Below are 24264 nucleotides of genomic sequence, written 5' to 3' on the forward strand. Positions count from 1 at the left end.
TGCCCGATTCCGTATAGCACCTGGACCGCCTGAGCAGGCGGGAGCGGGCGGCGGATCCCCCAAGGTCATCCTGCGCGTGGAAGGCATGAACGCCGCGCCAGCGCAGGAGGAATCAGAGGACTTCGACTTGGCGGGGGCCGCCCAGCGGATCGATGCGCTCACGGAGGTGCTCGGCTCCGGGGCCTCCGACCGGCAGCGTCAGGACGCTGGGGACTTCCTCTTCAGCCTCCTGACGCCCGGTGCCGTGGGCCCGCTCTGGGCGCAGGCACAGGCGAGCGGCACCGACAGTGAGCCACTGCGCCTGAGTCTCGAGATTGCAGTGGAAGGCCTTCACCTGCTGCCGTGGGAGCTGCTCCGGGATCACGGAATCTGGCTCTTCCACAGCCCGAGGTTGCTGGGTTCGCGTCGGCACGCTGCCGCCGGTGGAGCACAGGACGCCGGTGAACAGCAGGATGCCGGTGGACAGCTGGATGCGCCGATCGAACTGGGGCCGTTGCGAGTCCTACTCGTGGTCTGCAATCCGAGTGACCGGAAGAAGCTCGCCGACCCGGAGGTCGCCAGGGTCGGAGCGGCACTGGGCACGACTCCCGGCCGCGCGCACCTCCAGGTCCTCGACGGCCCGCTGCACCAGAGGCTCTTCGATGAGGTCAGGACGTGGAGGCCGCACATCCTGCACTTCATCGGCCATGGCATGCCAGCTGTCCCGGGCGCCTATGCCGCACTGCCGTTCAACTGGACCACCCGGGAAGGCCCTTTGCCTGATCCGGGAAATCAATGGAGCCTGGCCTCCGCGGACATCACGGAGCTGCTGGATGTCTGGCAGCCCCGGCTCGTCGTGCTGAACGCCTGCCGCACCGCGAACGACCCGGTCGACCGGCTCGGCGGTCTCGCCCACGCCTTCCTCGAGGCCAAGGCCGAAGCCGTGGTGTCAATGCAGGCCGACATCGATTCTCCGGCGAGCGTTGCCTTTGCCGGAGAGCTGTACCAGTCGGTCGCGAAGGGCCACGCAGTGGACCAAGCCGTCCACGCCGCACGTCGGGAGCTGCGCGACAGACACAGCACCAAGGGGTGGTGGGCCCTGCCCGTGCTCGCCACGCGCCGTGGCCCGGAGTCCGCCCTAGCGATCCGCTACGTGCCGACCGAGCAGGCCATTGTCAAGCTGTGCGGGCACGGTTTGTACCGCAGCCTGAAGCTCTTCGTGGACCGCGCGGACGAGCGTCGCGAGGCGTGGCGGGCGCTCGGTCCCACCGAGCAGTCGGCCGACCGCCCGCTGCTCGTCATCTCCGGGCACTCACAGATTGGCTACAGGCACACCGGCAAGACCTGGTTCACCCGGTCCTGCCTGCTCAGCTGCTTCGTCCGCGGCCATCGCATCACGTATGTGGATCTCAGCAGCCGACTCCCGGCGAACGACGGAGGGGAGCCGGGCCTAGTACACAAGGACTGGCTGGACCTCCTGCGCGCGATCCGCGCCGGGTGCCTGGACAACAGCCAGCCGGAGCCGCTACCTGAAGAGGTCTTCTCCAACTTCAATGCCAATCTCAATGCGATGGTCGAGGGCATCGAGCCGGTGACCGCCGCAGCCGACGGCACCGCAGCCCCGGAGCCGATCGCGGACCAGGGGCAACCCTTCAACCCGGAGATCGGGCACGCCGACGAGCGCAGGAAGCGAATCTTCCGCGCATTTCTGGATGCCCTGCGTGCGGCCTCTCCCGACCGCGTCCACATCCTCGCGCTCGATCACGCCGAGTTCCTGCTTCCAGAGTCATGCCGACAAGTCGTCTACCCCGAGCTGATCGAGCCGATAGCGCGGAACCAGGAGGCGCCGCTGCGGCTGGTCCTCGTGGCGACTCAGGACTGGGTCTCCAACGGTGCGCTGCCGCTCGAGGACGCCGGGCTGTGGCAGCCGGTACTCACGCTGGGCGACTTCGAGTGGCGTGAGTTCATGCGGCTGGCCGAGGAGTACTGCGAGCGGGCAGGCCTGGACTTCGCCCAGGCCAAGAAGCTATTCAAGGACATCAACGAGATCGGCGAAGGTGGCGCCCCCGTAGATGTGTTCTGCTCGGTCAGGGAGATCCTGGTCAATGTGACGGGAGGGCGGCCATGACCGACCCACTCCATGACATCAGCACCCGGATCGCGTCCGGTGCGAGCCTCGCCGAGATCCGCCGCTCCCTGCGCCCCGGGGCATGGGAACCCCTACTCAAAGCCTGCGCCGCCGCCGTCACCTTCGACCGGGGCCTGTTCGAGGACCTGCTGCGGCCGTCCGGCGGGCCGGACGCACCTGCGCTAGGTCAGCTGGCCGAGCTGGGGATCATCGAGGAGGTATCCGACGAGCCGAGCCGCTACCAGCTGCCGCCCGCCGACCGGACGGCATACATGCAGAGCTGGCTGACGAAGTGGACCGGCGGCCCGGCCCCCGCAGACCTGGCTGCTCTGGAATGCCAACTCGCCGACCACTGGGCGGCAGCCGGAGAGCGGAGCGAGCAACTGCGGCACCTGCTGGTGGCTGACACACCGCGGGCGCTCCAACTGTTCGACGAGCTATTCGCCGAAGCGGACCGGCAGCGGGACTTTGCCCGCTGCCAGGACTTGCTGGATGTTCTCGGCGATGCCGACCGCCGCACCGTGTCGGGCCCGGACGTAGCCCGCATGCTACTCGACCGCGCAGGCTATGTCCGGGCCCAGTGCTACTGGGCGGTGGACTATGCCCGCTGCGCTCAGTACCTGGCACCGCCAGGCTTGAAGGAGCGGGCCGACGTCCTCATGACCAGCTCCGGAACCGGCGTATGGCAGGTCTTCGCCTCGGCCGGCATGGGAAAGACGATGCAGCTGCGCTGGCTCGTCACGCGCTACTGCGTCCCCGCAGAGCTGGACATCCCCTGTGCCCGGATCGATTTCGACGCCGTATCCCCCGTGGTCATCGGCCGCCACCCCTGGCTGGCGCTGCTGGAGGCCGCTGCGCAGTTCGACAACCGCTGGCCGCAGCGCCCGTTCGGCAAGCTGGACGTCTACGCGTCCTTCCGCAGCCTCCTCGATCGCCGCCCGTCCGACCTGAGCCGGACTGCTTCTCAGAGTCTGCGGACCCAAAACGTCGACGAGCTCCGGTCGGACATCACCGAGATCTTCGTCAGCCGGTTCAACGCCGCGGCCGGCGACCGTCCGGCCCTGCTGGTGTGCGACACCCTGGAGGAGCTCCTACTGCGGGGCAAGCAGAGCATCACCCGCTTTCTGGAGATGCTCGGGCAGGTGCGAGAGCGCTGCCCCAGCCTTCGCATCGTGCTGGCCGGGCGGTACGACCTGACCGAACGGGTACCTCAGGCGCTGGCGGCACTGGGCGGGAGCGATCGGTTCGAGGTCAGACCGTTCACCAAGGAACAGGCCGAAACATACCTCCGACAGATCCGCGGCATCGCCAACGCCGACAAGCGAGCCGTCGCACGACACCGCGCCAACGGCCGACCGCTCACCCTTGCGGTCTTCGCGGATGCCATCAAGCAGGACCCCGACCTGACCGCCGAGGCCCTGGCCAAGGTTCCGGAGCCCAGCATGCCGCTCCTCATCGAACGCGTGGTGCTCCGGATCAAGGAGCCTGCTGTGCGCTGGCTGCTGCGCTACGGCGTCGTCCCTCGCAGACTTCGCCGGGAGGACCTGCCGGTCATGCGCCCGTTTCTCAGTAACATGGGCGGACCAACCCCGAGTGACGATCCGCGCAAGGACATCCACGGCATCGGTGGCACGAACGTTTACCCGTTCACCCAGCCGCCTGCGGACGACACCGCGCTCGAGCAGGTCTGGCGGTGGCTGCTCGAATACGCTGGCGACTCCTCCTGGGTCTCGCAGGCGCCGGGAGACCCGCCGACGGTGAGCTTCCACCCGGACATCCTCGCGCCGCAGCGCCTGCTCCTCTCCGACCAACCGGTCTTCAGGGCCCTGCACCGCGCCTTCGCCCAACACTTTGAGGCACTCGCGGCCCAGTACCCGGGCCAGTGGGCCGACTTCACTCGCGAGGTCGTCTACCACCGATTCCAGATGGGCGACCCGCAGGCCGCCACCACGTGGCGGACCGCGCTCCGCCGGGCGCGGGAGGCCGACGCGCTCGACGAGCTACACGAGCTCGCCACCGAGGTTCTCGGTAGGGACTATCTAGACGAGGAGGACCAGCCTCGACAAACCCGGCACGGCGAGCCGCTGATCTCGTACGCCGAGTTGGCCGAGGCCCACCTCCAGGAGGCGTACGCTTTCAGCCAGCGGGCGCTGCGCGACCAGGCGAGGACGTTGGAACCGCAGTGGAGTGAGGTCGAGTACGCCCTGAGCCAGGTGAGCCGACTCCGAGGCCTCGCGCATGATGGAATCCCCGTCTCCGGCCAGGAGTACGCCCTGCGCTCGACGCTGCTGACCGTCAATGGCCGTGCGGAAGAAGCCGCGCACCTCGCCGAGCGCGCGCTGGTGGTTGCCAGGGACGAGGAGCGCGCGGACGTGCTGCGGGTCCTCGGCGACAGCCGCGCCGCTACTGGCGACCCATCCGCACGGGATGCGTACCGGCAGGCCTACGAGCTGGCCATGCAGGGTGGGAGGACCGCCCAGGCCACGGGGATCGCGCTTGCCCTAGCCCGCGAGCGCGAGGCGCACGGGCGGTTGGACGAGGCCCTGCACTGGTGCGAACGGGTCGGACCGCAGGCCAACTCGCCGACCAGAACGGACCCGGTGACCCTGACGCGGGCCAGGCTGTTGCTGGCCTGCTACCGGCCGGCCGCCGCCCTGCGCATCCTGCCGCCTCCGACCACCGCCGCCGCAGAGCCCGCAGCGAGCGGTGGAACCACCGACGCCTGGGTCGAAGCACTGCTTCTCATTGCCCAGGCAGAGGTGATGCTCGGTCGGGGGAAACGGGCCCTGGCGTCGCTGGACCGCGCCCTCTCGGCCGCCGCATCCATCCCCGGCACGGCTCGCTACCAGCTCGAAGCCCGGATCCACCAGCTACGTGCCGTCGTACAGGGCGAGCTGCTCGCGGTCGACGAGGCGGAGACGCTCCTCCTCCAAGCCGAGAGCATGTGGGCGGAGTTCGGGTACCGGACCGGTCATCCAGAATGCCTCTATCTGCACGCCCGCTTCCTGCTCCGCGAAGTCGGCGATCTTATAGAGACGGGCGAGCTGCTCGCTGTCGCCGATCGGCGTGCCAGCCCACCGTCCGTTCAGTGGGCCGCACCGGAGCGCGAGTTCACTCTCCGCACAAACCTCCTCAGGCGCGAATTGGCCATCGAAGGGGGCGATCGGCCCGCGTCCAACGAAGGCCTCACGGACATGAGCACGCCGTTGCCGCCACGGCACACCGCCATCCTCGCCGTCCACCGGCTGATCGAGGCATGGTGGCGGAACCGGCAGGCGGTCCCCGCGCTCGCCGAAGCATTGGAGGCCCTCCAACCCCCGTCCGCCCGCCTCTTCGTGCTGGAGGAAATGCGGCGATGTCCGACCCCGCGCAATGCATCCGACACGGCGGTGGAGCCGCTACGCCGTGTTCTCCCCATGGTCACCGACGAGGACGACCCGCAAGATCGGGCACTGCACCGGGCGCTGCTGGCCGAGCTGGACCGCCTGGCTGGCCGACGCCGCTCAGCCTGCAGGGCCGTGGACCGGGCCGTGGCCACCCTTGAACACGACGCCGAGCCGCTCGCATGGTGGCGCTGGCTCCAGGCCCGCAGCCAGCTGGGTGTCCCCCTCGAACCTGAGCGCAGCAAATACCTGACAGCGATTGGGGACCGTTATCCGTTGCTGCGTTCGGCCATCCTGCTGCGGCTGGCCACCAACCTACAGCTCGCCGCGAATTACGAGGGGTCGAGACAGCTGATCGAGGGGGCCGTCGAGGCATCGACCCTGGTACGCCGACCGACCCGCTGGGCGGCCGATGTGCTGCGCGCCTACGCGGAGATCACCAACGAGGAGGAGGCGCACCGGGCGGCCAGTGGGCTCTACCAGCGCCTCGGTCTGCCGCACCGCATGGCCGTACCGCGCCTGCTGAGGGAACAGCCCGACCAGCTGCCGATCGGTCTCATCCCTCCCGCCAGCCTTCGACTCGACGATCCAGAGGCGCTGCAACGCCTCCTGCTCCACGACCCGGAGGACGTCGTAAATCGTCTACATGAGGCCTTGACCGAGGCGATGCCGGAGATCCCGGGCCCCGGCCGGATCCGAGCGTTGCGCTTGGAGTCCGACGACCCGCTGGTCCATTCCCTGCCGTGGGAACCGGCCGTTGCCGAGTTCGGATGGCTTGGTGGGGGGACTCCGGTGGTCTCGTACCGCACCCGGCCGAGTGAGGCCGACATCGGCGCGCTCCTGCACCTCCAGGCCGCCCTACGCGACATGGTCGATCCGGACCTTCCGGTTGACGGGTTTCTCGGACCGCGTACCAGACGCGCCATCACCCGACTGACCGGGCAGGAGAACGCCGATGCGTCCGCGCTGGACCTGACCGCCCTGGGTCGGCGCCCCCGCCGTCCCCCGAATGGTCCGCCCACCGTGGTCATCATCGCTCCGTCCGCCGCAGTCCAGTACGAATCCCGTGGCAGCCACCACCAGTCTGGAGTGGATCTCGCCGACCTCTACGCATCCGCCGGGTTCGACATCCGGTTGGTGGAATCCGTGGACTCCCGCAAACCCTTCCGCGTCTCGCCGAGCCTGGTCCACGTCAGCACCCCACTGGAGTCCACCACCCGCGCGCCATACTTCGACCTGTCCGCCCCGTACTCGGAGTCGAGATTTGCGAACAAGTCGCGCGGTTTCGATTTGTCGGCCGCTGCCCTGGCACAGTGGCTGCACGAATCGCCTGATTGCCTGGTGGTTCTCGATCCGCCGTATCCCGGATCCCCGCTGGACATTCCCGAGCAGTTGCTGCGGCGCAACCTCTTCGCGGCCCAGCTGCTCGCCCAGCTCCCCGCCGCCGCCATCCTCGGCATCGGGCTGAACGAGTACCACACCTACCCGTCCGTCGACCTGCTCGCGACCGCCATGCGGGAGGGGAGGACACTGGCGGAGACCTTCCACATGCTTGTGCGGCGCCGACTCTCGTGGACGGGTCCGGAGTGGCTCGCCGCCGGAAGTACCGCGCTATTCGCCGCTCCCGCCACCTACACGACCTACGTACTGTCATGACCGGCGCCGACTACCAGCAGCGCAGCCGGGCTCGGCTCTGCCACTTGCAAAAAAGCCTGAGCCGGGAGACGGCACGCTGGGAAGAGGCCGCCGCGGAAGGCAACCCGCTGGAGAAGCACCACAGCCAGGTGTTCTGCCTGACACGACTGCTGAAGTCCGCTCTGGAGGATCTCTCAAAACTCCCGCACACCGAGTTGACGGAGCCAATCCTTGACCTTCACCACGTGTGGGACTTCTTCCGCAGCAAGCTCATCCTGCGCTGCCTCCCGCAGTACCGGGACTTCCTGGACACGGCCGACGAGCTGGCCTGGGCCTGCTACCAACCGGCACTGAGCGCGGCTGCTCCGACCTCGCCCGTGCCACCGCTCATCTTCCTCAACCGGGACGCTGTTCCGTTCGCGGTCGCCAAAGGAAGCGACTACCGGGAGTTCCTGCCAAGCGGCGTCCGTACCCGGCCTGGAGCCGAGGCGGTGCGCCAGCTGCCATTCCCGATCATCGGCGTGCCGTGGCACCAGACCGAGCACCTTCCCAGCCTGCTCGCCGTGGCGCACGAAGTCGGCCACCACATCGAGGACGACTGCAAGCTGACGGCCGCCTTGGAGACCAGACTGCGCGAAAGCGGCCTCCCACTCCAGCGCCAGACCGTCTGGCGGCGCTGGCTAGGCGAGGTGTTCGCAGATGTCTGCGCCTGCCTCGCCTGTGGGCACGCTTACGTCGAAACCCTATCTGACGCCCTGATAAGCGCCCCAGCCCAGGCAGTCGGGGCATACCCGCCGCGACACTTGCGCCTGCAGGCCTGCCGGGCCGTATTCGAACCGACGGAGCCGAATCCGCCCGGCGAGGCGGCGGCATTCGTCCAGGCGCTGACGACGGGTGCCTACGCCGAGCTTGGCAACCGGACGCTCCCGACCGTTCTGAGCTGCCCCGAGGCGCTGGACACAAAGTTCGCAGCTGCACACCTCCTCGCCGGCTTGCCCTCAGAGGCCCGCGACACCCGCGCGGCCCTGGCCGCTGCCGCCACCGCCTTTTCCCAGGACCCCGCCCGCTACGACGACCTCCACGTGGAGCCGCGCGTGACCCGGGAGGTCCTGGCGCTCCGCCCCGTCGGCCTCCGCGCCGCGCAACCCGCCCCATCAGCAGCCACCGATCGGGCCACCACCACGGGCCACCTCCTCGCTGGACTGCTGTCAGCGCGCCGCACGGCTGAGCGTTAACTAACGCAGATTCCCCGGCCCCACCAAATCCGTCTTCAGGCCACATCCTTGTCCTCCGCACGGCCCCGACCTCTGCGAGGTGCACCTCTCGTGGCGGAAATACCTCCGCACATCACCATCGCCGACCACGACCAGTACGGCGTCGTGGCAGCGACGTCGCACGACAACCACGTCGCCGACCACATGCTGCGGCTGGTCGACTTCGAGTGGCTGCCCGGCAGCCAGCTGTACGCCCTGACCGAGCCGGCGCGCGATCCGACTCGGCGTGGACAGCAGGCCGTCCAGTCCCTGCGCGCCGCGCAGTACAGCGTCACCTCCGACGCCGCGTACGACCTCAAACCCGCCACCCCACTCCACGGCGACCAGGGTGTCCTCGACCGGCAGGAGAACAACCCGGTGCCGGAGGCCCTCGGCGGCGGGCAGACGGTCTTCGCGTCCGCCCACGTGCTCGATGCCGACATCCGGGCCAACCTGATCGTCGTGCACGACCAGGTCCGCGACCCCGACGGCACACTGCGGGCGGTCGGCACCGACATGCGCACTCGTGAGGGCGTGCTGCTGCACGGCGAGGGTGATCTGCGGTACGTCGAGACCCGGCTGGACAACACGTCCCTCGCGTTCGAAGCCTTCTCCTATATCCGCGGGAACGGACGTCCCGATCCGACTCCGTCGACCCACCAGCGCCGGGCCAAGGCCGCCGTCGCCATCTCCCCGGCCCGCGCGGGCGCTTCGGTGCCACGGCGGCCTGACGTCGCAGCCGTCTACCGCCCGCCAGTCGCCGCCCAGCAGCCGGCCCACGCCCGCTAGACGCCGGAACCGAAGGGAGCCTTCGCCATGAATCTGCAACTCGAGCCCGACGTCGCATTCGGAGTTCACCCGGACCTCGGGGTGGCCGCCGCCGTCGCGGGTGACCGCCCCTTCCTCGATGAGGTCCTGCGCAAGCACCACTTCCGTTACAGCAGTTACCTCGATGTCTACCTGCTGCCCGGCGACACTCCACACAACACAGCGGTGCGGACCGTGGCCCGCGCCAGCCACGAGTTCCAGGACGTCGGCCTCTCGGTCGCCGCCGATCCCCGCATCGTGCTGCCGCCGCCCATCCCCACGCCGGACGGGGTGCCCGTACGTCGGGCGCTGCCCGGTCAGTCGCTGACCGCGCTAACCGGAGAACTGCACGAGCTGCGTCGCTCGGCCGACGTCGCCGACGTGCTGGGGCAGCTCCTCGACGAACACCAGGGTGTCGTCGGCGACTTGGAGGAGTTCATCGACACGACCACCGCCTGGTGCGAGCGGCTCGGCACCCCCGACGGCCATGAGCTGGGCCTGCACCTGCGCACCATCGCCCACCACATCGCGTTCCTCGGCGACCAGCTCGTCGCCGCCCGGCTCGACCTGGCCGAGATGGCGGACGTGACTCCGGACAACGCCCCGCCCCTGGCCGAGGTGCCGCTCCCAGCCCGACACGAGGTCCCGTCCGTCACGCCCACCGCCCGCTCCCGCGCGGCCCTGGCGGCCTCCCCGCACCGCCCGTCCCCCGCCACTGGCACGCACCGCCGAACGAAGCGGTCCGTTCCCAGGCTCCCGCGCCCAACGCCCGCCGTTCGCGTTGATCTTGCTCTCGCTCTCCCAAGGAGTCCGGCTCATGGCCGTCAAGAAGTGCTGGCCCGTCAACCACGCCTGTGGACACATCTCCCAGGCCGATCTCTCGGACCGCCCGGCCGACCGTCGCGCCGGCTACGCCCGCTGGCTCGCCGAGCGTGACTGCACCGACTGCTGGCGTGCTGTCCAAGGCGAGGACACCGAATCGAAGGCCGAGTGGCTGGCCAAGAAGCGAGCCGCCGAGCAGGCCGAGGCCGAGGAGTAGGCGGCGCGGTACCGGATGCCTCCGCTGGACGACACCGACCGTGCGGTCGCCTGGGGCACCCGCTGCCGCCACCAGCTGGTCTCCGCCACCCGCAGCGCCCTCGTCCTCGAAGGCACGACCAGCGAGGCGGAGTGGGAGGCCATCGAGGAGGCCGTACAGCCCCTGACGCATGCCGGGTGGTGGCTCAACCAACGCGACTCCGACCCGGCCGACCTGCCCGAGCTGCTGGAAGCCGCCGCCACGAGCGACCTGCCGACCGAGAACCCGCACTTCTAGCCCCACCCGGAGGCCTCCATGTCCACCACCCCCGATGTCGTCATCACCCGTGAGTCGACCGGGAACGTCATCGCCGAAGGCGGCGACGAGCTGGCCAGCACCCTCCTCAAGCGCGCGGGCTTCGTCATCCAGACCACGCTGCGCTCCTTCTGGTACCGCCTGCCCTGGGATATGGGCGAAGGGCGCGAGAACCGGATGGCCAGCCATGCGGCCCGGATGCTGACCGCCGTCGGCTACCAGGTCGATCTCGACCCCGGCCTGGACATCACCCGCATCACCACCCTCACCGACCCTGCTGGAGATCGGGGCATCGGGCACAGCGTGCTCACGCTCGTCGACCACCTGAACGGCACAGCCACCTATGGGGCAGCGGCGGACGTCGTCGACGAGGTTCTGGACCCGGACGACGGCGTCCTCGTCCGCCTCGGCGACTTCTTCGAGGCAGCCGCAGCACAGGCCAACACCGCTGACACGCAGGGCGGATGGGACCTGTCGTACGTCTTCGAAGATGCCGCCGCGACGGTCAGGGAGCTCGGCACGGATCTGCACGCCACCAGCGACCGGATGCGGGATCTCGGCCCTCCCGCAAAGAGGAGTTGGCAGGAAGGCGTCGCCCGCTACTACGCGACAGCCCCCAACAGCCACACCGCACCAGCCGCGACCGTGTCCGACGAACCCGCCGCCACGTCGCCCTCCACACCCGCCTCCCCTACTCGCCACCGCAACCGCAACCGCTAGGAGCCCGCTCGTGACCGCCAGAACACCTCGCCGCCCCGCTGCCACCCTTCGGCCCGCACCCCTCTGGATCCCGCCTTGCCATCTCCGCGTACCAGCACGCCCTCGACCACCACCGGCACGGACTTCCTCCTCTACCTCCTGATCGTCATTGCCGGGCTCGGTACGGCAGGAGGCTCGCTGGCCTGGCTGTTCGGCAATCTCGCCAACGTCGTTGTCGGCTCCGACAGGTGGGCCGCCTTCCAGCCGACCAACGCGCTCCTGCATCCCAGGCTGGTCTGGCCGCATCTCGCTCAGTCCGCCGTCCTCACCAGCTGCTATCTGCTGCCCGCTGCCGCGCTCACTGCTGCAGCCGCCCTCGGCGCCCGGCTCTGGTTGCGCCTTCGCCGAAATCCCAGCGGTCTGGCTGGCTGGCGGGACCTGGCCGACCTGCTGCCCAAGAAGATCGCCACCAAGGCGATCGACCTGCGCCCCAGCCTCAAGGGCACCAAGCCCAAGGACGTGGACCCGGACGACCGCGGCGTGCTGCTCGGCACACTGAAGCCGGGTGCCACCGAGGTCCGCTCCTCCTGGGAGGACGTTCTTCTCGCGATCATGGCGCCTCGCTCCGGGAAGACGTCCGGCCTGGCGATACCCGCCCTTCTGCGCGCTCCCGGCCCGGTGCTGCTGACCTCGAACAAGGCGGCACGCGATGCCTTCACGGCGACGCTCGACGAGCGCGCCGGGGTGGGCACGGTGTGGACCCTGGACCCGCAGCAGATCGCCCACGCCCCGCAGAGCATGTGGTGGGACATCCTCGCCGACGCCCATGATCTCGCCGGGGCCCGGCGGCTGGCCGGGCACTTCGTGACCGCTTCCGTGGATGAGTCGAACGCGGGCGACTTCTGGTCCACCGCCGCCGCCAACACCCTCACCGCCCTGTTCCTGGCCGCTGCCCGCGACGGCCGTCCGATCACCGACGTGCTGGCCTGGCTCGCCTCTCCCGCCGACCGCACACCCATCGACCTCCTGCAGGACGCAGGCTTCGACGCCGTCGCCGCGCAGCTCCAGGGCACCGTGGCCGGTGCCGTCGAGACCCGCGACGGCATCTTCGAGACCGCCCGACAGTACGCAAGCTGTCTCCTCGACCCGGGCATCGCCTCCTGGGTCACCCCGGCCAACGGCTTTGAGAAGGTACGGGAGTTCAAGCCGCGGGAGTTCGCGACCAGCAAGGACACCTTGTTCCTGCTGTCGAAAGACGGCGGTGGCTCCGCCTCGGCGATCATCGCCGCAGCCGCCGACGCGGTGATGCGCGCGGCCGTCCTCCAGGCCGAACGCGACGGCGGGCGCCTCGACGCCCCGCTGCTCGCGATCCTCGACGAGGCCGCCAACGTATGCAAGATCGCGGACCTGCCCGACCTCTACTCCCACCTCGGCTCCCGCGGCGTCATCCCGATCACGATCCTGCAGTCCTACCGCCAGGGCGTACGGGTCTGGGGCGAGGCTGGCATGGACGCCCTGTGGTCCGCCGCGACGATCAAACTGGTCGGATCCGGCATCGACGACGCCGACTTCGCCGACAAACTCTCGCGCCTCGTCGGCGACCACGACGTACGCACCGTCTCCGTGTCCACCAGCGAGTCGGGCAGGTCGACGTCGATCTCCATGCGCCAGGAGCGCGTTCTCCCGGCCGACGCGATACGGGCCCTGCCCAAGGGCTCCGCGCTCCTGCTGGCCACCGGCGTCCGCCCGGCGCTGCTCGACCTCAAGCCCTGGTACCGCGAACCGGACGCCGACCGCCTCGGCGCCGCCTCCGCCAGGGCGACCGCGGCCATCACCGAGCGGGCACTGGCCAAGCATCTGCGCCGAGACGACCTCGGCCCGGCCGCATGACGGCCCCGGTGCGGCATCGCATCAGCACCAGACGCCCAGGCGTGCGCCCGCCTCCGCTCAGCCACTGCTCGTTCCTTCTGCTTGAGGTGCTCCGATGTCCCACCCCGTACCGCCGACCTGGGCGTCCGTCCGGCCGGCCGAGCGACTCGCCGGCACTCCCGCCGTACGTCGCGACGGCCACTGGTGGCTCGTCTCCCCGACCGGATCCCTGCCCGCCTCGGATCCCGTTATCACCAGCGAACTGAACCGCTTCGCCGCCGACTTGGCCTCCGCCGACCGTGCCGTGGCACAGCTGAACGCCAACCGCGGGCCCGCCCACGAGGTCTCGCGATGACACCGCTCGTACAGGCCGAACAGGCGGTCCTGGGTGCGGTCTTCCTCGATCCCGGCCAGCTCGACCACCTATCGCCCTGGCTACGACCGGACCACTTCTCCCGCCCTGCCCACCGGGCCCTCTACACCGCGATGCTCAAGCTCCGCGCCGACGGCCACCCCGCCACCACCATGGACGCGGGCGAGCCCGTGCCGCTGGCCTGGTTGACCGACACCGTGCAGGAGGCCAGCAACCGCACCCGCGGACTGACGGTGTCATACCCACACGCGCTCGTGGCAGTGTGCCCGAGCCCCGCGCACGCCCCCATCTACGGGCGGATGGTTCTGGAGGGCGCCATCCACCGCAGCGTGGCCCAGCACGCCGTCCGCCTCCACCAGGCCGCCCGTGCCGACGGAATCCGCGGGAGCGTCGAGGAGACGATCCACCACGCCCGGATCCTGGCCGACGTCCTCACCGACCTCGCCCGCCGCTGGGGCACCGACCCACGTCCCCTGACGCCGCCTACATCAAGTGAGCCGTCGGCGCACCACCCCCAGCCGGTGGACAAGGAGGTCCTGGCCGACGAGGAGTTCCTCCTCGGCTGTCTCAGCGTCCGGCCCGACCAACTGCTCGACGTCGTCGGATGGCTCCACCCCGGCGACTTCGCCAATGCCGGCCACCAGCACATCTACCGCTCCCTGGGAGCACTGCACCACCGTGGTGAACCCATTGACCAGCTCACCGTGCTGTGGGAAACGCAGCGCCGGGGCGCGCTGGCCGACGGGACCCTCGACGCCGAGCGCGTCCGGCGGATCTGCGACCCGCTGGCCTTCTCCGGAGCTGCCGAGCACTTCGGCGAACGCATCGTCCAGGCCTCCCTCGTACGGGTGGCCACCACGGCGGCCCGGCAGGTGCGGGCACTGGCCGACACCGACTCCCTGGCCCCGGGACGGTTGATCGGTTACGCCCTGCACGCCCTGGGACCGCTCGACGACGTCCGCCGCCGCTGGCGCACCGCCTCCGAGGGCGAGGCAGAGCCGCTCCGTACGGCCAGCCCACCCGGCGCACCTCCGCCTGCGGCCCGGATCGACGCGGCCCGCTCCCGCAGCCATCCCCAGCTCACGGCCGCCACCCCGGCCACGACTGCGCCTGCCGCCTCTTGCCCCACCGTTCCCGACCGCGACCACCGCCGGAGCCCCGCGTGAAGAATCACACCGGCCGCGCAGCCCTCGAACAGGGCCAGCTGTACCTCACTGCCCAGGAGTTCGACCGTCTGCGCGCCGACATCAGCGTCCCGACGACACCAAGCGACCTTCCTGACATCATCACCGCTGCCCAGCGGCTCGCCACACTCGCCGACTTGCTCAAGAACCTGTCGGACGAAGTCCTCTTCCGCGCCCTGGATGGCGACCCGGGACTCAACCTCGCCTCGGTCATCTCCGCCTTCACCTCGGCAGCGATACCCGCAGGCCGGGCCGTGGAGCACTACACCGAGGCACTCCACCAAGCCAGCTTCCTGAACCAGTTCGCCGAGGCTCCCCGGTCCGGAGATCTCCGCGACGCCCGGCAGGCCTCATTCCACGTCATCCAGGAACGGCTGGAGTACGTCCGCGACAACCTGCAGGAAGTCGTCGGCACCCTGCGGGGCGAAGCAGACCGGCTGGACGGCACCCCGCCGCGCACCCTGGCCGCGCTCAGCCGCTCGGACCACCCTGCGAACTCGATCTACCACCAACCTCCAGATGCGGACGCCCCCCGCCAGACACCGACCCGGCTCGCCTACACCCCCGCGCCCCGCCATGCACGCTGACCTGTCAGCGCCGTTGATCGGGAGCCTGTGCTCCGGATACGGCGGCCTGGACCTTGGCGTCCAAGCCGCCCTCGGGGGCACGCTCGCCTGGCACGCCGAAGTCGATCCCGGCACCTCCCGAATCCTGTCCCGCCACTGGCCCACCGTGCCCAACCTCGGCGACATCACCACCGTGAACTGGGTCGACGCCCCCGAGGTGTGCGTCCTGACGGCCGGCTTCCCCTGTCAAAGACGTCTCCGTCGCCGGCCGCCGCGCCGGACTGGCCGAAGGCACCCGCTCGGGGCTCTGGCACCACGTCGTGCGCGCCATCGAAGCCCTCAACCCCTGTCTGGTGGTGATCGAGAATGTCCGCGGGCTCCTCTCCTCGCCCGCCGGTCCCCCTGGCGACGTGGAACTCTGCCCGTGGTGTCTGGGAGACACCACAGGGCAGCCTGCTGTGCGCGCACTCGGTGCCGTACTCGGCTCCCTGGCCGACATCCGGTTCGATGCGCGCTGGTGCGTGCTTCGCGCCGCTGACGTCGGGGCCCCGCACCGCCGAGAACGGATCTTCCTCACCGCCTGGCCGTCCGAGCGAATCGCCGCTGCTGAAGACCCCGACCAGCAACCTGGCCACCAACGGCGGCAGCCAGCACCCGGCCAAGCGCAAGCGGGGCGGTCACGGCCCGAATCTTGCGGACGAGGTGGAGTGGCTCCTGCCAACCCCGAAGGCGTCCGACGGGACCAAGGGCTCACCGAACCAGCGGCACGACAACGGGGACTTGGCCCTGCCCTCGGCGGCAGCCCGGCTGCTTCCGACGCCCCAAGCGAGCGATACCGGCACACCGGGCCGTCGACCGGGAGCAGGCGTCACGCCGCCCCTCTCGGCAGTGGTACTCCCGCTGTTCACCGAGCCGGTGCCGACGAAGGACGGAACGGGGCCTGGGGACCCTACGCCGCCGCCATCGCCCGATGGGAGACGGTCACCCGTCCAGCCCCACGGCCGACCGATGACGCGGGCCGCCTGAGCCCGCTGTTCGTGGAGTGGATGCAGGGCCTGCCTCCGGGCTGGGTGACCGACACACCGGGGCTGGGCCGTCCGGCCCAACTGGCCGCTCTGGGGAACGGGGTCGTGCCGCAACAGGCCGCCCGCGCCCTGCGGATCCTGGCACCGCCTCGCTCCGTCTGCCGCCACCGCACCACGCGTTGAGCGGTGCCTTCTACACACGATGTCCGGCCGGGCCAAACCCCGGTTTCTCCGGAACCTCGACACCCCACCGAACAGATCTTGCACAGGGGTAGCTATGTCCGAACCCGCTTACGAGAGCGAGCCGGTACGCATACCGGACCACGACCTGGACGACCTTGTCGCCACGGTCACCCGGCTCGTCGCGGAGAGCCGCAAGCAGGGTGAGACGCTCGCACGGCTCAGCGACGACCAGCCGTCTCGGGAGGACGGCGAACCGGGCGACGCCGATCGCCCTGATGTCGCAGCCTCGCCCCTGTCCCCGGCCGACGGAGATCCGAGTGCGCCCACGGCGGACGAGCCCGCCTCCGTCTTCATCCTGGCGCTGGCCCCCAAGGCGTACGCCACAGAACTGGCCGCGTTGACGAATTGGGTACACGACCTGCTCATGCCGGTCTACGGCCGGGAGATCACCACCGGCCGACCGTGGTGCCGGCAGTGGCAGGAACACCCGGAGGCCGTCGCCCGATTGCACGCGCTCTGGCTCGCCTGGCAGCAGCTCACCGACGTCCAGGCCGGCCTCACCGGTCCCTCGACGTGGCACCGCGACCACCTCGACCCGGCGCTACTCCAACTCCGCACCCCGGATGGGCCGTTCGGAGCGTGCACGACCAGCGCGACCCGCCCCCACCACCGGCTGCTGGCCGCACCCGAGCCCGCCGGAGTCTGAGATGGCCCACTCGTACGAGACTCCCGTACCGGACTACCGGATCAACAGCTTCGAAGCCGCCACCGTGCAGATCGCGGAGGACTTCTCCTCCGCAACGCTCACCGACGACCTGTTCGTCACCCTCGCCGACCATCACAGCACCGACGGCCGCGACAGCTACCTGCTGCTGTACGACCGGGCCGCCATCTGGGACATCCCCGGTACAGCGGAGTACGTCTCGCTGCACATCGCACGGGACGTCGAGCAGCGAACATTCGCCTTCGCCTCCGAGCGCCATCCGGTCGCTCCCCTGGCACAGAACTGGCTGATCGGCCGGGGCTACCCGAAGGAAGCCGCCGAAGTGTCCAACCACGGACCCCGCCCGGCCGACGCGCTCACGGCACGCCTTGAGGACCTGCTCAGGGTTAACCCCGGCAACCGGTACAAGGCCCTCGACCACTACACCGACAACCCGTGCTCCTTCGATTTCGGTGTCGAGGTCCGCACCCTTGTCCATGACAGCCATCCCGACGCTGCGGAAGCCCCGTATCGCCTGTTCCTCGAAGAGACGACCAAGGACCGGCGCTCCTACACCGTGCGGGAGGGTGCCTTCACCACCGCCGAAGCAGCGGGCACCTGGGCCATGGAGCGGAACTCACCACTCCCCTTGGCGCCGACCCCACCCGAGAAGGTCGACCGCCGGGCGGCAGCCGCACGCGCTCGCTCCACGGTCAAGGGCAACGGCCTTGCCGTAGCTCCGGCGCCCATCTCCCCACCGCGGTCAGCCGGACCTCCTCCGACGCGCCCTCGTGGGGGCACCCTGTGAGCCGGGCACGGTACGCCTTCGCCGCGCATCCCGAGGCCCTCGCCGATCTGCGTTCCGTGCCGGAGAACATCCGCGACCTCGCTCTCCTCGAACTGCAGCACCTGGTCCACGGCAACGAACGCGGAGCCGCCCTGCAACGCGAACTCGCGGGCTGTCACAAGGTCTACGTCGACCCGGAAACCCGATGGCGACTGGTCATCCAGTACCGGGACGCTCCCGCCTCGTCGCAGCACCAGCGGGAGATCTACCTCCTGGCCGTTGGCGAGCGACAGGACCACGCCGCCTACCGCACCGCAGCCCTCCGGCTGGAGCACGAGCGAGAAGCCGCCAACGCCTCCGCTCTCGGACGGCGTGCCCAGGCTGCCAGGGCCCGCTCCCCGCACGACAGCAGCGGTCGAGTCGCCGACGGTCCGCCCTCGGCACCCGCAGGTCCCGGCGCGCAGCCACGGACCCGCCACACCCGTTGATCGTCCCCTGTTCCGCAACACCCCACGGAGGACACTCGTGCCCGCGCCCACGCCGCCAGGGCTCGGTACCCAGCTCGTCACTGACACCCTCGGCCCGGACACCGAGGTCCTGGTCAGCCCTGGCTACCTCGCCGGCCCCGGCCCCAACGTGGACATCTTCAACACTCTTGGCAACGCCGCCGGTTGGACCAAGGCCGTGGCGTACGGCACTGACACCTACTTCACCAGCCCGTGCCAGCGCGTACGCGTCGCCAACCCCGTGGAGAGCTACTACGACGGATGGACCATCTCCTACGCTGAGGACCCACTCGGAGTACCGGACTGGATCACCACGTTCGACCGGAACACCCCCAGCGAGATCGTCGCCGCATTCACCGAGACCCTCGTCAACGGACTGCACAACGACTTCGCCGACTACCTCAGCGGCGGCAAGCTCTACACAGGCACCAGCCCCGCCTCGCTGATCGCGCGCCGCCGATGGGAACCAGCGCACGGCTCCCGGCCGTTCCGTTCAGTCTCGCCCGACGGGCACGCCGCGTACCAGATGAGGGCGGGCTGGCTCCACGAATACGACGAGCTGATCAGCCCCGAGAAGTCGACCTGGCGCATGTCCGCAGGCCCCGACCCCGTCTACGCGCCCGTTTGGCAGGCGTTCTTCAGCCGATACACCCCGCAGCACCTCATCACGGCGTCGGCCTCCGCGTTCACCGACCCCACCCCGGTGGTACGCACACCGGACCAGATCCCGGACCGCCACCGCTCGCTGACAACGGTCACCCTCCCGGAGTCCACCGGACTCACCCCGCGCGCCGCCGCAGCACTCGCCCGCAGCGCGCGTGCCCCGGCGGTGCCCACGCCTCCGTACCCGGCAGCGCCTGCCGCGCTCGCCCGGCACGCCGGATCCCGACGGCAGCGGTAGCGACCCTCCCCGAACCCTGGAGTCCCACCCCGTGCCTAGCGCCAAGACCTTCGGAGACGTCTACGTCTCCCCCTCCATCTCGCCGGCCCGACCTCGGCCTTCACCGGCGACCTCGCTTTTACGCCGCTCCTCGACCGTGACTTCGCCACGCACTCCGATGACTGGTTCGGGCATCGCAGCAAAGGAGGATCCCGTGACCGATACGCCAACTGCGACTTCCACCAGTGACACGGTTCAGCACCCAGCCGGCTCGGGGGTCATACCGGACCCCACTGACCTCGCCACCGCCGACCAGATGATCAAAACTGCATGGGGGCACCCCGTGGAGGATCTGCACGTGTACCTGCGGGAAGGCAGGGTGAACGACCCGGCCCTCGCGGCAGTCCTGCCGATACGTGGGGCGCTTGAAATCGATGACACCGACATCACGAACCACCGTGAGCGGGTGCACCGCTTCACCCAGCCCGCCCGCGTTCCGCTGTTCCACGACCTGAAGGGGATCGGTCCTCGTCCTCCGACCTGCTGAGCACCCACGCCAGCCGCCAGGCCCGCGTGCACGCCATCCGGTCCATCGTCGACGCCTACCCCGAGGGGCACCTTGCCGAGGGTCTGGCCCACTCGCTGACCCGGTCCACGCCGCCGCTCGATGCGGCGCGGGCGCGCTCGGGCTCGTCTGCGTCCCAGCGGCCAAGGAACCCGCCGGGACCGAGACTCCAGTGCATCACGGCACGTGGGACACCAGGGGGCAAGCGGCGCGTCGTTAAGTCATGTCGGCCTGGCGTTGGCGGCCCGCTCCCGGTGCTTGCCTGCCCTCGCCGTCCAGCAGTTGCGCCAACTCCTCCACGTTCAGCTCGATCCGCCGCCCATCGACCATCCGGGCACGGCCCAAGGACGCCGCCTCGACGTCATCGACGGCCTCGTCGTACACACGGTTCTCCTCGCTGACCAAGTCCGCTCCTCCCCCGTTCCGCCAGGCTCGGCGAACGGTCGTTCCCGCAACAGCTGCGGGAACGACCGTTTCATTCCGCCTTCGACGGACATCAGCCTTCGCACCCGAGGCCAGTTCGCCCACGGCAGACGCACACCGTGGGGAACGAGTGGAGACCCCGCCCCAGACCATGTCAACGTACGGGAACCCGGAGAAACCGCAGGTCAACGAAGGGTTCTACTCGTGACGCCCCCGCCACCATCCCGTTCCAGCCCGTGCCCGGAATTTCCGCTGCCCGCCCTTGGCGAACGGGAGTGGCTCCTCGACTGCCACTGCGCCCGCCCCGTCACCGACCTCCTCAACGGCCAGAGCAGGGAAGTCGTCACCGATCTGGACTGCAACGTCCACTGCTCCAGCCCCGACCAGCGTATATACGTCGGTTTCCTCCCCGAAAGCCGGGAAGCCGCGCGCGGCGAGCTGTGGCACACCACGTCACGGACAAGGGCGGCACTACGGCTTGGTATCAGACCTTCGGTCCGGACACCCCGTCACAGGCCGTCGCCGGATTCCTCGTCATCCTGATCGCCTTCCCCACCCGCTACTGCGCCTGCGTCTGACGCCTGCCCGGCAACCGCCACAACCCCGGCCCCACCACCCCGGAGGTCGCCTTCATGCCCGCCATTCGATCACCGTGACCGCCTACCACTCCGACAAATCCGTCTGCCCCTCGGAACACCAACACAGCAGAAGCGGTAAGCCGCTCACAAAGGGATGCACGGGACGGAGCCACTTCATATCCACGTGCACCTGCACGACCTGGACGAGCAACCACTCGTCCACGAAGAACTACGCCGTCGCACAAGGCAGGCACCATCGCGCCCCACAGCGGCAAGCGGAGTCCCCAGCGCTGTCGAAGGGCCCCGCCGTGCTGCGCGAACTACTTCGACTCGACGCAGACGACTGAATGCCCGCCAACCTCCCGTTTCACCCGCTCGCCGCCCAGGAGGCTGCCTTGCCCCACACGATCACCGTTGGCCACCTGATCCACCAGCTTCAGACCGTCGACCCCGACCTGCCCGCGTACTTCGCCATCAACCCGGACTGGCCTCATGCCCACTGCATCGGCCACATCGTGGAGATCACCGGAGCGGGCGGAGCCGTCTACATAGCCGAAAACGGCCAGGAGGGTGTGCTGCCACCTGCAGTCCGCAACCAGCTGGACTGGGCCGACGTATGACCTGCCGCCATCGCACCCGGCCAACTGCGCCGCCGATCGACTCCTCGAACCACCTGATCCTCAGTGACCTGGTCCGTCGACCCATGCCACGGTCCGTACGCGGCGCTCTCCTCCGCTCGATCCCGCCGCTTCCCACGCAGCCGATCCACACGGTGTGGATCGACGGTCCGAGGTCCGGTCGGCTTCGCCCCGGCTCCATCCTGCTGAGCTGGGAGCCCCGTCCTGGTAGTGGAATGGACGTCACTGCCCGCCTGGGCCTGGCCTCGACGGAGGTCGTCCTCGCGACTTGGCCCAACCTGCACGGCGACTGGACCGCCATTGTCCACCCCACAGTCTTCGAGGTAGTCGGCCTTCATTCCGCGCTCGTAGTGGCCATCGATGCCCTACAGCTCACGAACCACCTGACGGCGGCCTCGTGACGGGTGCCGCACCTTATGGGGGCTGTCCTGTGAATCAGGGCGGCCCCTCGTGCACGACATCGCCAGTGAGAGAACCGTGTTGAGCGTGCCCATTCTTGCCTTCCGCTTCACGCCGAGCAGGATAGCCAGATCTGCTTCCACACACTCCAATCACTCAGCACGAGTGAAATCAGAGAAGACGTAGAGGTTCAAGACGTCGGCAACGAGATGGTCTCAGAAATCCTGAACACCACAGCGCACCGAAGGATCTCACCAAACACAGAGCATCGCGCCCCGGAACAGGTCTTTACCATGCCCGCCTCCCTTCGGATCATCACCAAATTGGACCTGTAGTAGCACAAGACGTCTAACCTGACCCATCATGGACTAAGCGTCAGCACCTGCAGTGCCGTCGACCTCTGGAACAGTCGGCCCCATCAGCGAAAAGACCCCAGTTAGCCTAGCTACCAGCTGGCGAGCTTCCATCACTACCTTAAGCACAGGCGTTTTTACATTACCTGCCACATACTCCGCTTCACATTTTGAGCGAAGAATCGGCCACAGGATTTTAGCGAGTTCAACCTTGTCTTCTTTTACTCTCAGACGGAAGAGCGGCACCTTGATGTCCTGATGGGCCGCACGAGCCGCTTGAAGTTCCGACCTTAGGTCTTGCTCCCACGTTGCCAAGGCGGCGCTCGGGTTCTGCTGCTTCGCGGCAATCATCGTAATTGCTGGCACGAGCTCGTCATCCGTGAAATTGGCCAGCTCGTACTTATCTTCACCCCACACGCGAATGTTGACCAGGAAGTCGAGTTCCTCTTGTCCGATGTCAGCATCTTGATACTGGACCTCCTCACGGATGGCCTGCTGAAGTCTGCGCCTCATTGCGTCGCGTTTGGCCTGTGTCTCAAAGTCATTCTCAGCATCCATCGCAATCAGCAAGGCTGTCGGTGAAGCGTCGAGCAACCATCGATCTTGAAGCCTTCGACCTACGCGAGGCGCGACGCCATAGCGGGCAATAAGGTGTGGGTTAACCTTCGAGCCCTTGGTGCGTTGCACCCGCACGTCTTGCGGCTGCGTCATGCCGAATTCAGCGAGCAGACGCGGCACGTGATAAAGCTCGGTCTCTCCCTCAACCAGGAAGATTAGCTTCGGATGCGGTGACAAGCCAAGTTGGGCCAGTGCCCGTTCAAGGGTCTCGGCTTCCGCATACCGGGGCGTCAATCTATCGTGCTGAGAACTCCAAAAATTCGAGCCAGTCAGGTCTGGCAATGGATCAACTACACCTTTCGCGGCAAGATCTTCGTGCGCACGCAGCAGGACCTCAGCAGCCGCACGCCGCCACATGCCCTCTAGAGCCTCACCTCTGAGTTTCGACCAACCCGTTTTGTAGCTCGCGTATCGCACCAGCGGCAACCACTCGGTAAGCGGTTCACGGTGCGCTTGGTGCAGCAGCAGGTCGGCCTCCTCTACGAGTCCACTCGGATCAAAACCAGCTAGCCGAAGAAGATCTGGCACGTCTGATGTGGCTCTGTACTGGCGGAGCCCGCCCTCATCCACTCCAAACGGCATATTGAGCCGCCCAAGGATCCCGGGAAGATAACGTGTCGCCAGCGCGGAGAGAACCAGCGTCAAGCGTCGTTCGCGCGCCAACCTTTGATTAGGCGGATGATTCGAAAAGCCCAGTTTGATGAACTCATAGTTGTTAACAGCGGAGCCGATACTGAGTAGCTGCCACGATGTGTAGATAAAGCCGTTCCACCACTTTTGAGGGTCTTCATCCGAAGGCCTCCTGTAGGGCCAAGCCACCGAGTAGCCCTCCTCGGCCGAGTCACGCAGTCGCCCCTCAACCGCAGCTTCGATGGCCCAGCCGCGGACGTTATGGCCGCCATGTCCGGCGACTTCAATGCGGCGACCGGCAACCGGTGCATCACTTACGCGGTACAGCGGCACGAGCAGGCGATGGTTATGCAGCCGCTGGAGTCCGTCGAGCGACAGCTTGTGGCCCTGCTCCTGCGCCTTCTTGATGAAGTCACCAGTCGTGAGCAGATCGTCCTGGCTGAAAATGTAGGGGATCTTGAGCAGCGCGAGCGACCCGCCAGGAGGCGGATACGTCGCCTGTGTCAATGTTGGCTCCACTGGCACAGGATAGTTGTGTACCCGGCGGCAGCTTGCTGTGATCTACCTCCTCCGCCATTGGTCGGGTCTGCAGCAGCGCTCGCTGCATCCCAACCAGGCGACGGCCACACGGGACTAGTGGCCTACGTCTCGCCAGTGCACGCCGAGAGCCATCTAGTGCTCTGACCACATAGGTTCGCCGCGTTGGTGGTCATGGCGGTTGGATGTGTGGTGACGTCCGTCTGACCGCTGGGGGTGTGGTGGCTGAT

The 24264-nt window shown here is 68.5% G+C and carries 23 protein-coding genes and 1 pseudogene; 21 read left to right on the forward strand and 3 right to left on the reverse strand.

The window, feature by feature from the left end:
• The first annotated feature begins 85 nt into the window (after nucleotides 1–85).
• The 4 genes from ACZ4AA_RS33380 (at nucleotide 86) to ACZ4AA_RS33395 (ending at nucleotide 9167) form a co-directional block, all read left to right on the forward strand.
• A complete protein-coding gene (locus ACZ4AA_RS33380) occupies nucleotides 86–2107 on the forward strand; it encodes a CHAT domain-containing protein (RefSeq protein WP_467611105.1) in 2022 nt (673 codons plus the stop codon).
• Nucleotides 2104–7146, forward strand: coding sequence for a hypothetical protein (locus tag ACZ4AA_RS33385; RefSeq protein WP_467611061.1), 5043 nt, complete (start codon nucleotides 2104–2106; stop codon nucleotides 7144–7146). The genes ACZ4AA_RS33380 and ACZ4AA_RS33385 overlap by 4 nt, the downstream gene beginning before the upstream one ends.
• On the forward strand, nucleotides 7143–8360 hold the full coding sequence (locus tag ACZ4AA_RS33390) for a hypothetical protein (protein WP_467611063.1): 1218 nt from the start codon (nucleotides 7143–7145) through the stop codon (nucleotides 8358–8360). The genes ACZ4AA_RS33385 and ACZ4AA_RS33390 overlap by 4 nt, the downstream gene beginning before the upstream one ends.
• A 90-nt stretch (nucleotides 8361–8450) precedes the next feature.
• Nucleotides 8451–9167 carry a hypothetical protein gene (locus ACZ4AA_RS33395; protein WP_467611065.1) on the forward strand — a complete coding sequence of 239 codons (717 nt, stop codon included), beginning with the start codon at nucleotides 8451–8453 and terminating at the stop codon, nucleotides 9165–9167.
• Nucleotides 9168–9518: 351 nt separating this feature from the next.
• On the opposite strand, the gene ACZ4AA_RS33400 is transcribed toward ACZ4AA_RS33395, so the two are convergent.
• The gene (locus ACZ4AA_RS33400) at nucleotides 9519–9824 is read right to left on the reverse strand and encodes a hypothetical protein (RefSeq protein ID WP_467611067.1); all 306 of its coding nucleotides are present in this window, start codon (nucleotides 9822–9824) and stop codon (nucleotides 9519–9521) included.
• A 178-nt stretch (nucleotides 9825–10002) separates the two neighbouring features.
• On the opposite strand from ACZ4AA_RS33400, the gene ACZ4AA_RS33405 reads away from it, so the two are divergent.
• The 14 genes and pseudogenes from ACZ4AA_RS33405 to ACZ4AA_RS33470 all read left to right on the forward strand — a co-directional run bounded on the left by ACZ4AA_RS33405 (nucleotide 10003) and on the right by ACZ4AA_RS33470 (nucleotide 19840).
• Complete coding sequence (locus tag ACZ4AA_RS33405) at nucleotides 10003–10224, forward strand: hypothetical protein (RefSeq protein WP_467611069.1); 222 nt, start codon at nucleotides 10003–10005, stop codon at nucleotides 10222–10224.
• Nucleotides 10225–10239: 15 nt separating this feature from the next.
• Complete coding sequence (locus ACZ4AA_RS33410) at nucleotides 10240–10500, forward strand: hypothetical protein (RefSeq protein ID WP_467611071.1); 261 nt, start codon at nucleotides 10240–10242, stop codon at nucleotides 10498–10500.
• Nucleotides 10501–10518: 18 nt separating this feature from the next.
• Nucleotides 10519–11238: a hypothetical protein gene (locus ACZ4AA_RS33415; RefSeq protein ID WP_467611073.1), complete on the forward strand. Its 720-nt coding sequence runs from the start codon at nucleotides 10519–10521 to the stop codon at nucleotides 11236–11238.
• Nucleotides 11239–11313: 75 nt separating this feature from the next.
• Entirely contained in the window at nucleotides 11314–13107 is a 1794-nt protein-coding gene (locus ACZ4AA_RS33420; protein ID WP_467611075.1) for a type IV secretory system conjugative DNA transfer family protein, read from the forward strand.
• A gap of 94 nt (nucleotides 13108–13201) precedes the next feature.
• Nucleotides 13202–13441: a hypothetical protein gene (locus ACZ4AA_RS33425; protein ID WP_467611077.1), complete on the forward strand. Its 240-nt coding sequence runs from the start codon at nucleotides 13202–13204 to the stop codon at nucleotides 13439–13441.
• Nucleotides 13438–14625, forward strand: a complete 1188-nt coding sequence (locus ACZ4AA_RS33430; protein WP_467611079.1) for a DnaB-like helicase N-terminal domain-containing protein — start codon at nucleotides 13438–13440, stop codon at nucleotides 14623–14625. The genes ACZ4AA_RS33425 and ACZ4AA_RS33430 overlap by 4 nt, the downstream gene beginning before the upstream one ends.
• Nucleotides 14622–15230, forward strand: a complete 609-nt coding sequence (locus ACZ4AA_RS33435) for a hypothetical protein (RefSeq protein WP_467611081.1) — start codon at nucleotides 14622–14624, stop codon at nucleotides 15228–15230. The genes ACZ4AA_RS33430 and ACZ4AA_RS33435 overlap by 4 nt, the downstream gene beginning before the upstream one ends.
• A pseudogene (locus ACZ4AA_RS33440) lies at nucleotides 15220–15390 on the forward strand (DNA cytosine methyltransferase); the annotation flags it as partial. The gene ACZ4AA_RS33435 and the pseudogene ACZ4AA_RS33440, both read left to right, overlap by 11 nt.
• 100 nt (nucleotides 15391–15490) lie before the next feature.
• Nucleotides 15491–16417 (forward strand): DNA cytosine methyltransferase, encoded by a 927-nt coding sequence (locus tag ACZ4AA_RS33445; RefSeq protein WP_467611107.1) that lies wholly within the window; start codon nucleotides 15491–15493, stop codon nucleotides 16415–16417.
• Nucleotides 16418–16511: 94 nt separating this feature from the next.
• Nucleotides 16512–17123, forward strand: coding sequence for a DUF4913 domain-containing protein (locus ACZ4AA_RS33450; RefSeq protein ID WP_467611083.1), 612 nt, complete (start codon nucleotides 16512–16514; stop codon nucleotides 17121–17123).
• 1 nt (nucleotide 17124) lies between these two features.
• A complete protein-coding gene (locus ACZ4AA_RS33455; protein ID WP_467611085.1) occupies nucleotides 17125–17928 on the forward strand; it encodes a hypothetical protein in 804 nt (267 codons plus the stop codon).
• Nucleotides 17925–18395 (forward strand): type II toxin-antitoxin system RelE family toxin, encoded by a 471-nt coding sequence (locus tag ACZ4AA_RS33460; RefSeq protein ID WP_467611087.1) that lies wholly within the window; start codon nucleotides 17925–17927, stop codon nucleotides 18393–18395. The genes ACZ4AA_RS33455 and ACZ4AA_RS33460 overlap by 4 nt, the downstream gene beginning before the upstream one ends.
• A gap of 37 nt (nucleotides 18396–18432) precedes the next feature.
• Entirely contained in the window at nucleotides 18433–19314 is an 882-nt protein-coding gene (locus ACZ4AA_RS33465; protein WP_467611089.1) for an SPDY domain-containing protein, read from the forward strand.
• Nucleotides 19315–19507: 193 nt separating this feature from the next.
• Nucleotides 19508–19840, forward strand: coding sequence for a hypothetical protein (locus ACZ4AA_RS33470; protein ID WP_467611091.1), 333 nt, complete (start codon nucleotides 19508–19510; stop codon nucleotides 19838–19840).
• A gap of 234 nt (nucleotides 19841–20074) precedes the next feature.
• Here the strand turns inward: ACZ4AA_RS33470 and ACZ4AA_RS33475 are convergent, their stop codons facing one another.
• Complete coding sequence (locus tag ACZ4AA_RS33475; protein WP_467611093.1) at nucleotides 20075–20263, reverse strand: hypothetical protein; 189 nt, start codon at nucleotides 20261–20263, stop codon at nucleotides 20075–20077.
• 293 nt (nucleotides 20264–20556) lie between these two features.
• On the opposite strand from ACZ4AA_RS33475, the gene ACZ4AA_RS33480 reads away from it, so the two are divergent.
• The 3 genes from ACZ4AA_RS33480 to ACZ4AA_RS33490 all read left to right on the forward strand — a co-directional run bounded on the left by ACZ4AA_RS33480 (nucleotide 20557) and on the right by ACZ4AA_RS33490 (nucleotide 21898).
• Nucleotides 20557–20859, forward strand: a complete 303-nt coding sequence (locus tag ACZ4AA_RS33480; protein ID WP_467611095.1) for an SPDY domain-containing protein — start codon at nucleotides 20557–20559, stop codon at nucleotides 20857–20859.
• Nucleotides 20860–21254: 395 nt separating this feature from the next.
• The gene (locus ACZ4AA_RS33485) at nucleotides 21255–21479 is read left to right on the forward strand and encodes a hypothetical protein (RefSeq protein WP_467611097.1); all 225 of its coding nucleotides are present in this window, start codon (nucleotides 21255–21257) and stop codon (nucleotides 21477–21479) included.
• A gap of 233 nt (nucleotides 21480–21712) precedes the next feature.
• The gene (locus ACZ4AA_RS33490) at nucleotides 21713–21898 is read left to right on the forward strand and encodes a hypothetical protein (protein ID WP_467611099.1); all 186 of its coding nucleotides are present in this window, start codon (nucleotides 21713–21715) and stop codon (nucleotides 21896–21898) included.
• Nucleotides 21899–22264: 366 nt separating this feature from the next.
• Here ACZ4AA_RS33490 and ACZ4AA_RS33495 read toward each other — a convergent pair whose 3' ends face one another.
• Nucleotides 22265–24016, reverse strand: a complete 1752-nt coding sequence (locus ACZ4AA_RS33495) for a hypothetical protein (protein ID WP_467611101.1) — start codon at nucleotides 24014–24016, stop codon at nucleotides 22265–22267.
• Nucleotides 24017–24264 lie beyond the last annotated feature (248 nt).

This window comes from Streptomyces sp. NPDC024698, from assembly GCF_055559015.1.

What these genes read in the sequence shown, in the direction of transcription:
- ACZ4AA_RS33380 (WP_467611105.1), top strand. Translation starts at nt 86, where the DNA reads ATGAACGCCGCGCCAGCGCAGGAGGAATCAGAGGACTTCGACTTGGCG.
- ACZ4AA_RS33385 (WP_467611061.1), top strand. Translation starts at nt 2,104, where the DNA reads ATGACCGACCCACTCCATGACATCAGCACCCGGATCGCGTCCGGTGCG.
- ACZ4AA_RS33390 (WP_467611063.1), top strand. Translation starts at nt 7,143, where the DNA reads ATGACCGGCGCCGACTACCAGCAGCGCAGCCGGGCTCGGCTCTGCCAC.
- ACZ4AA_RS33405 (WP_467611069.1), top strand. Translation starts at nt 10,003, where the DNA reads ATGGCCGTCAAGAAGTGCTGGCCCGTCAACCACGCCTGTGGACACATC.
- ACZ4AA_RS33410 (WP_467611071.1), top strand. Translation starts at nt 10,240, where the DNA reads ATGCCTCCGCTGGACGACACCGACCGTGCGGTCGCCTGGGGCACCCGC.
- ACZ4AA_RS33415 (WP_467611073.1), top strand. Translation starts at nt 10,519, where the DNA reads ATGTCCACCACCCCCGATGTCGTCATCACCCGTGAGTCGACCGGGAAC.
- ACZ4AA_RS33425 (WP_467611077.1), top strand. Translation starts at nt 13,202, where the DNA reads ATGTCCCACCCCGTACCGCCGACCTGGGCGTCCGTCCGGCCGGCCGAG.
- ACZ4AA_RS33430 (WP_467611079.1), top strand. Translation starts at nt 13,438, where the DNA reads ATGACACCGCTCGTACAGGCCGAACAGGCGGTCCTGGGTGCGGTCTTC.
- ACZ4AA_RS33450 (WP_467611083.1), top strand. Translation starts at nt 16,512, where the DNA reads ATGTCCGAACCCGCTTACGAGAGCGAGCCGGTACGCATACCGGACCAC.
- ACZ4AA_RS33455 (WP_467611085.1), top strand. Translation starts at nt 17,125, where the DNA reads ATGGCCCACTCGTACGAGACTCCCGTACCGGACTACCGGATCAACAGC.
- ACZ4AA_RS33490 (WP_467611099.1), top strand. Translation starts at nt 21,713, where the DNA reads ATGGACGTCACTGCCCGCCTGGGCCTGGCCTCGACGGAGGTCGTCCTC.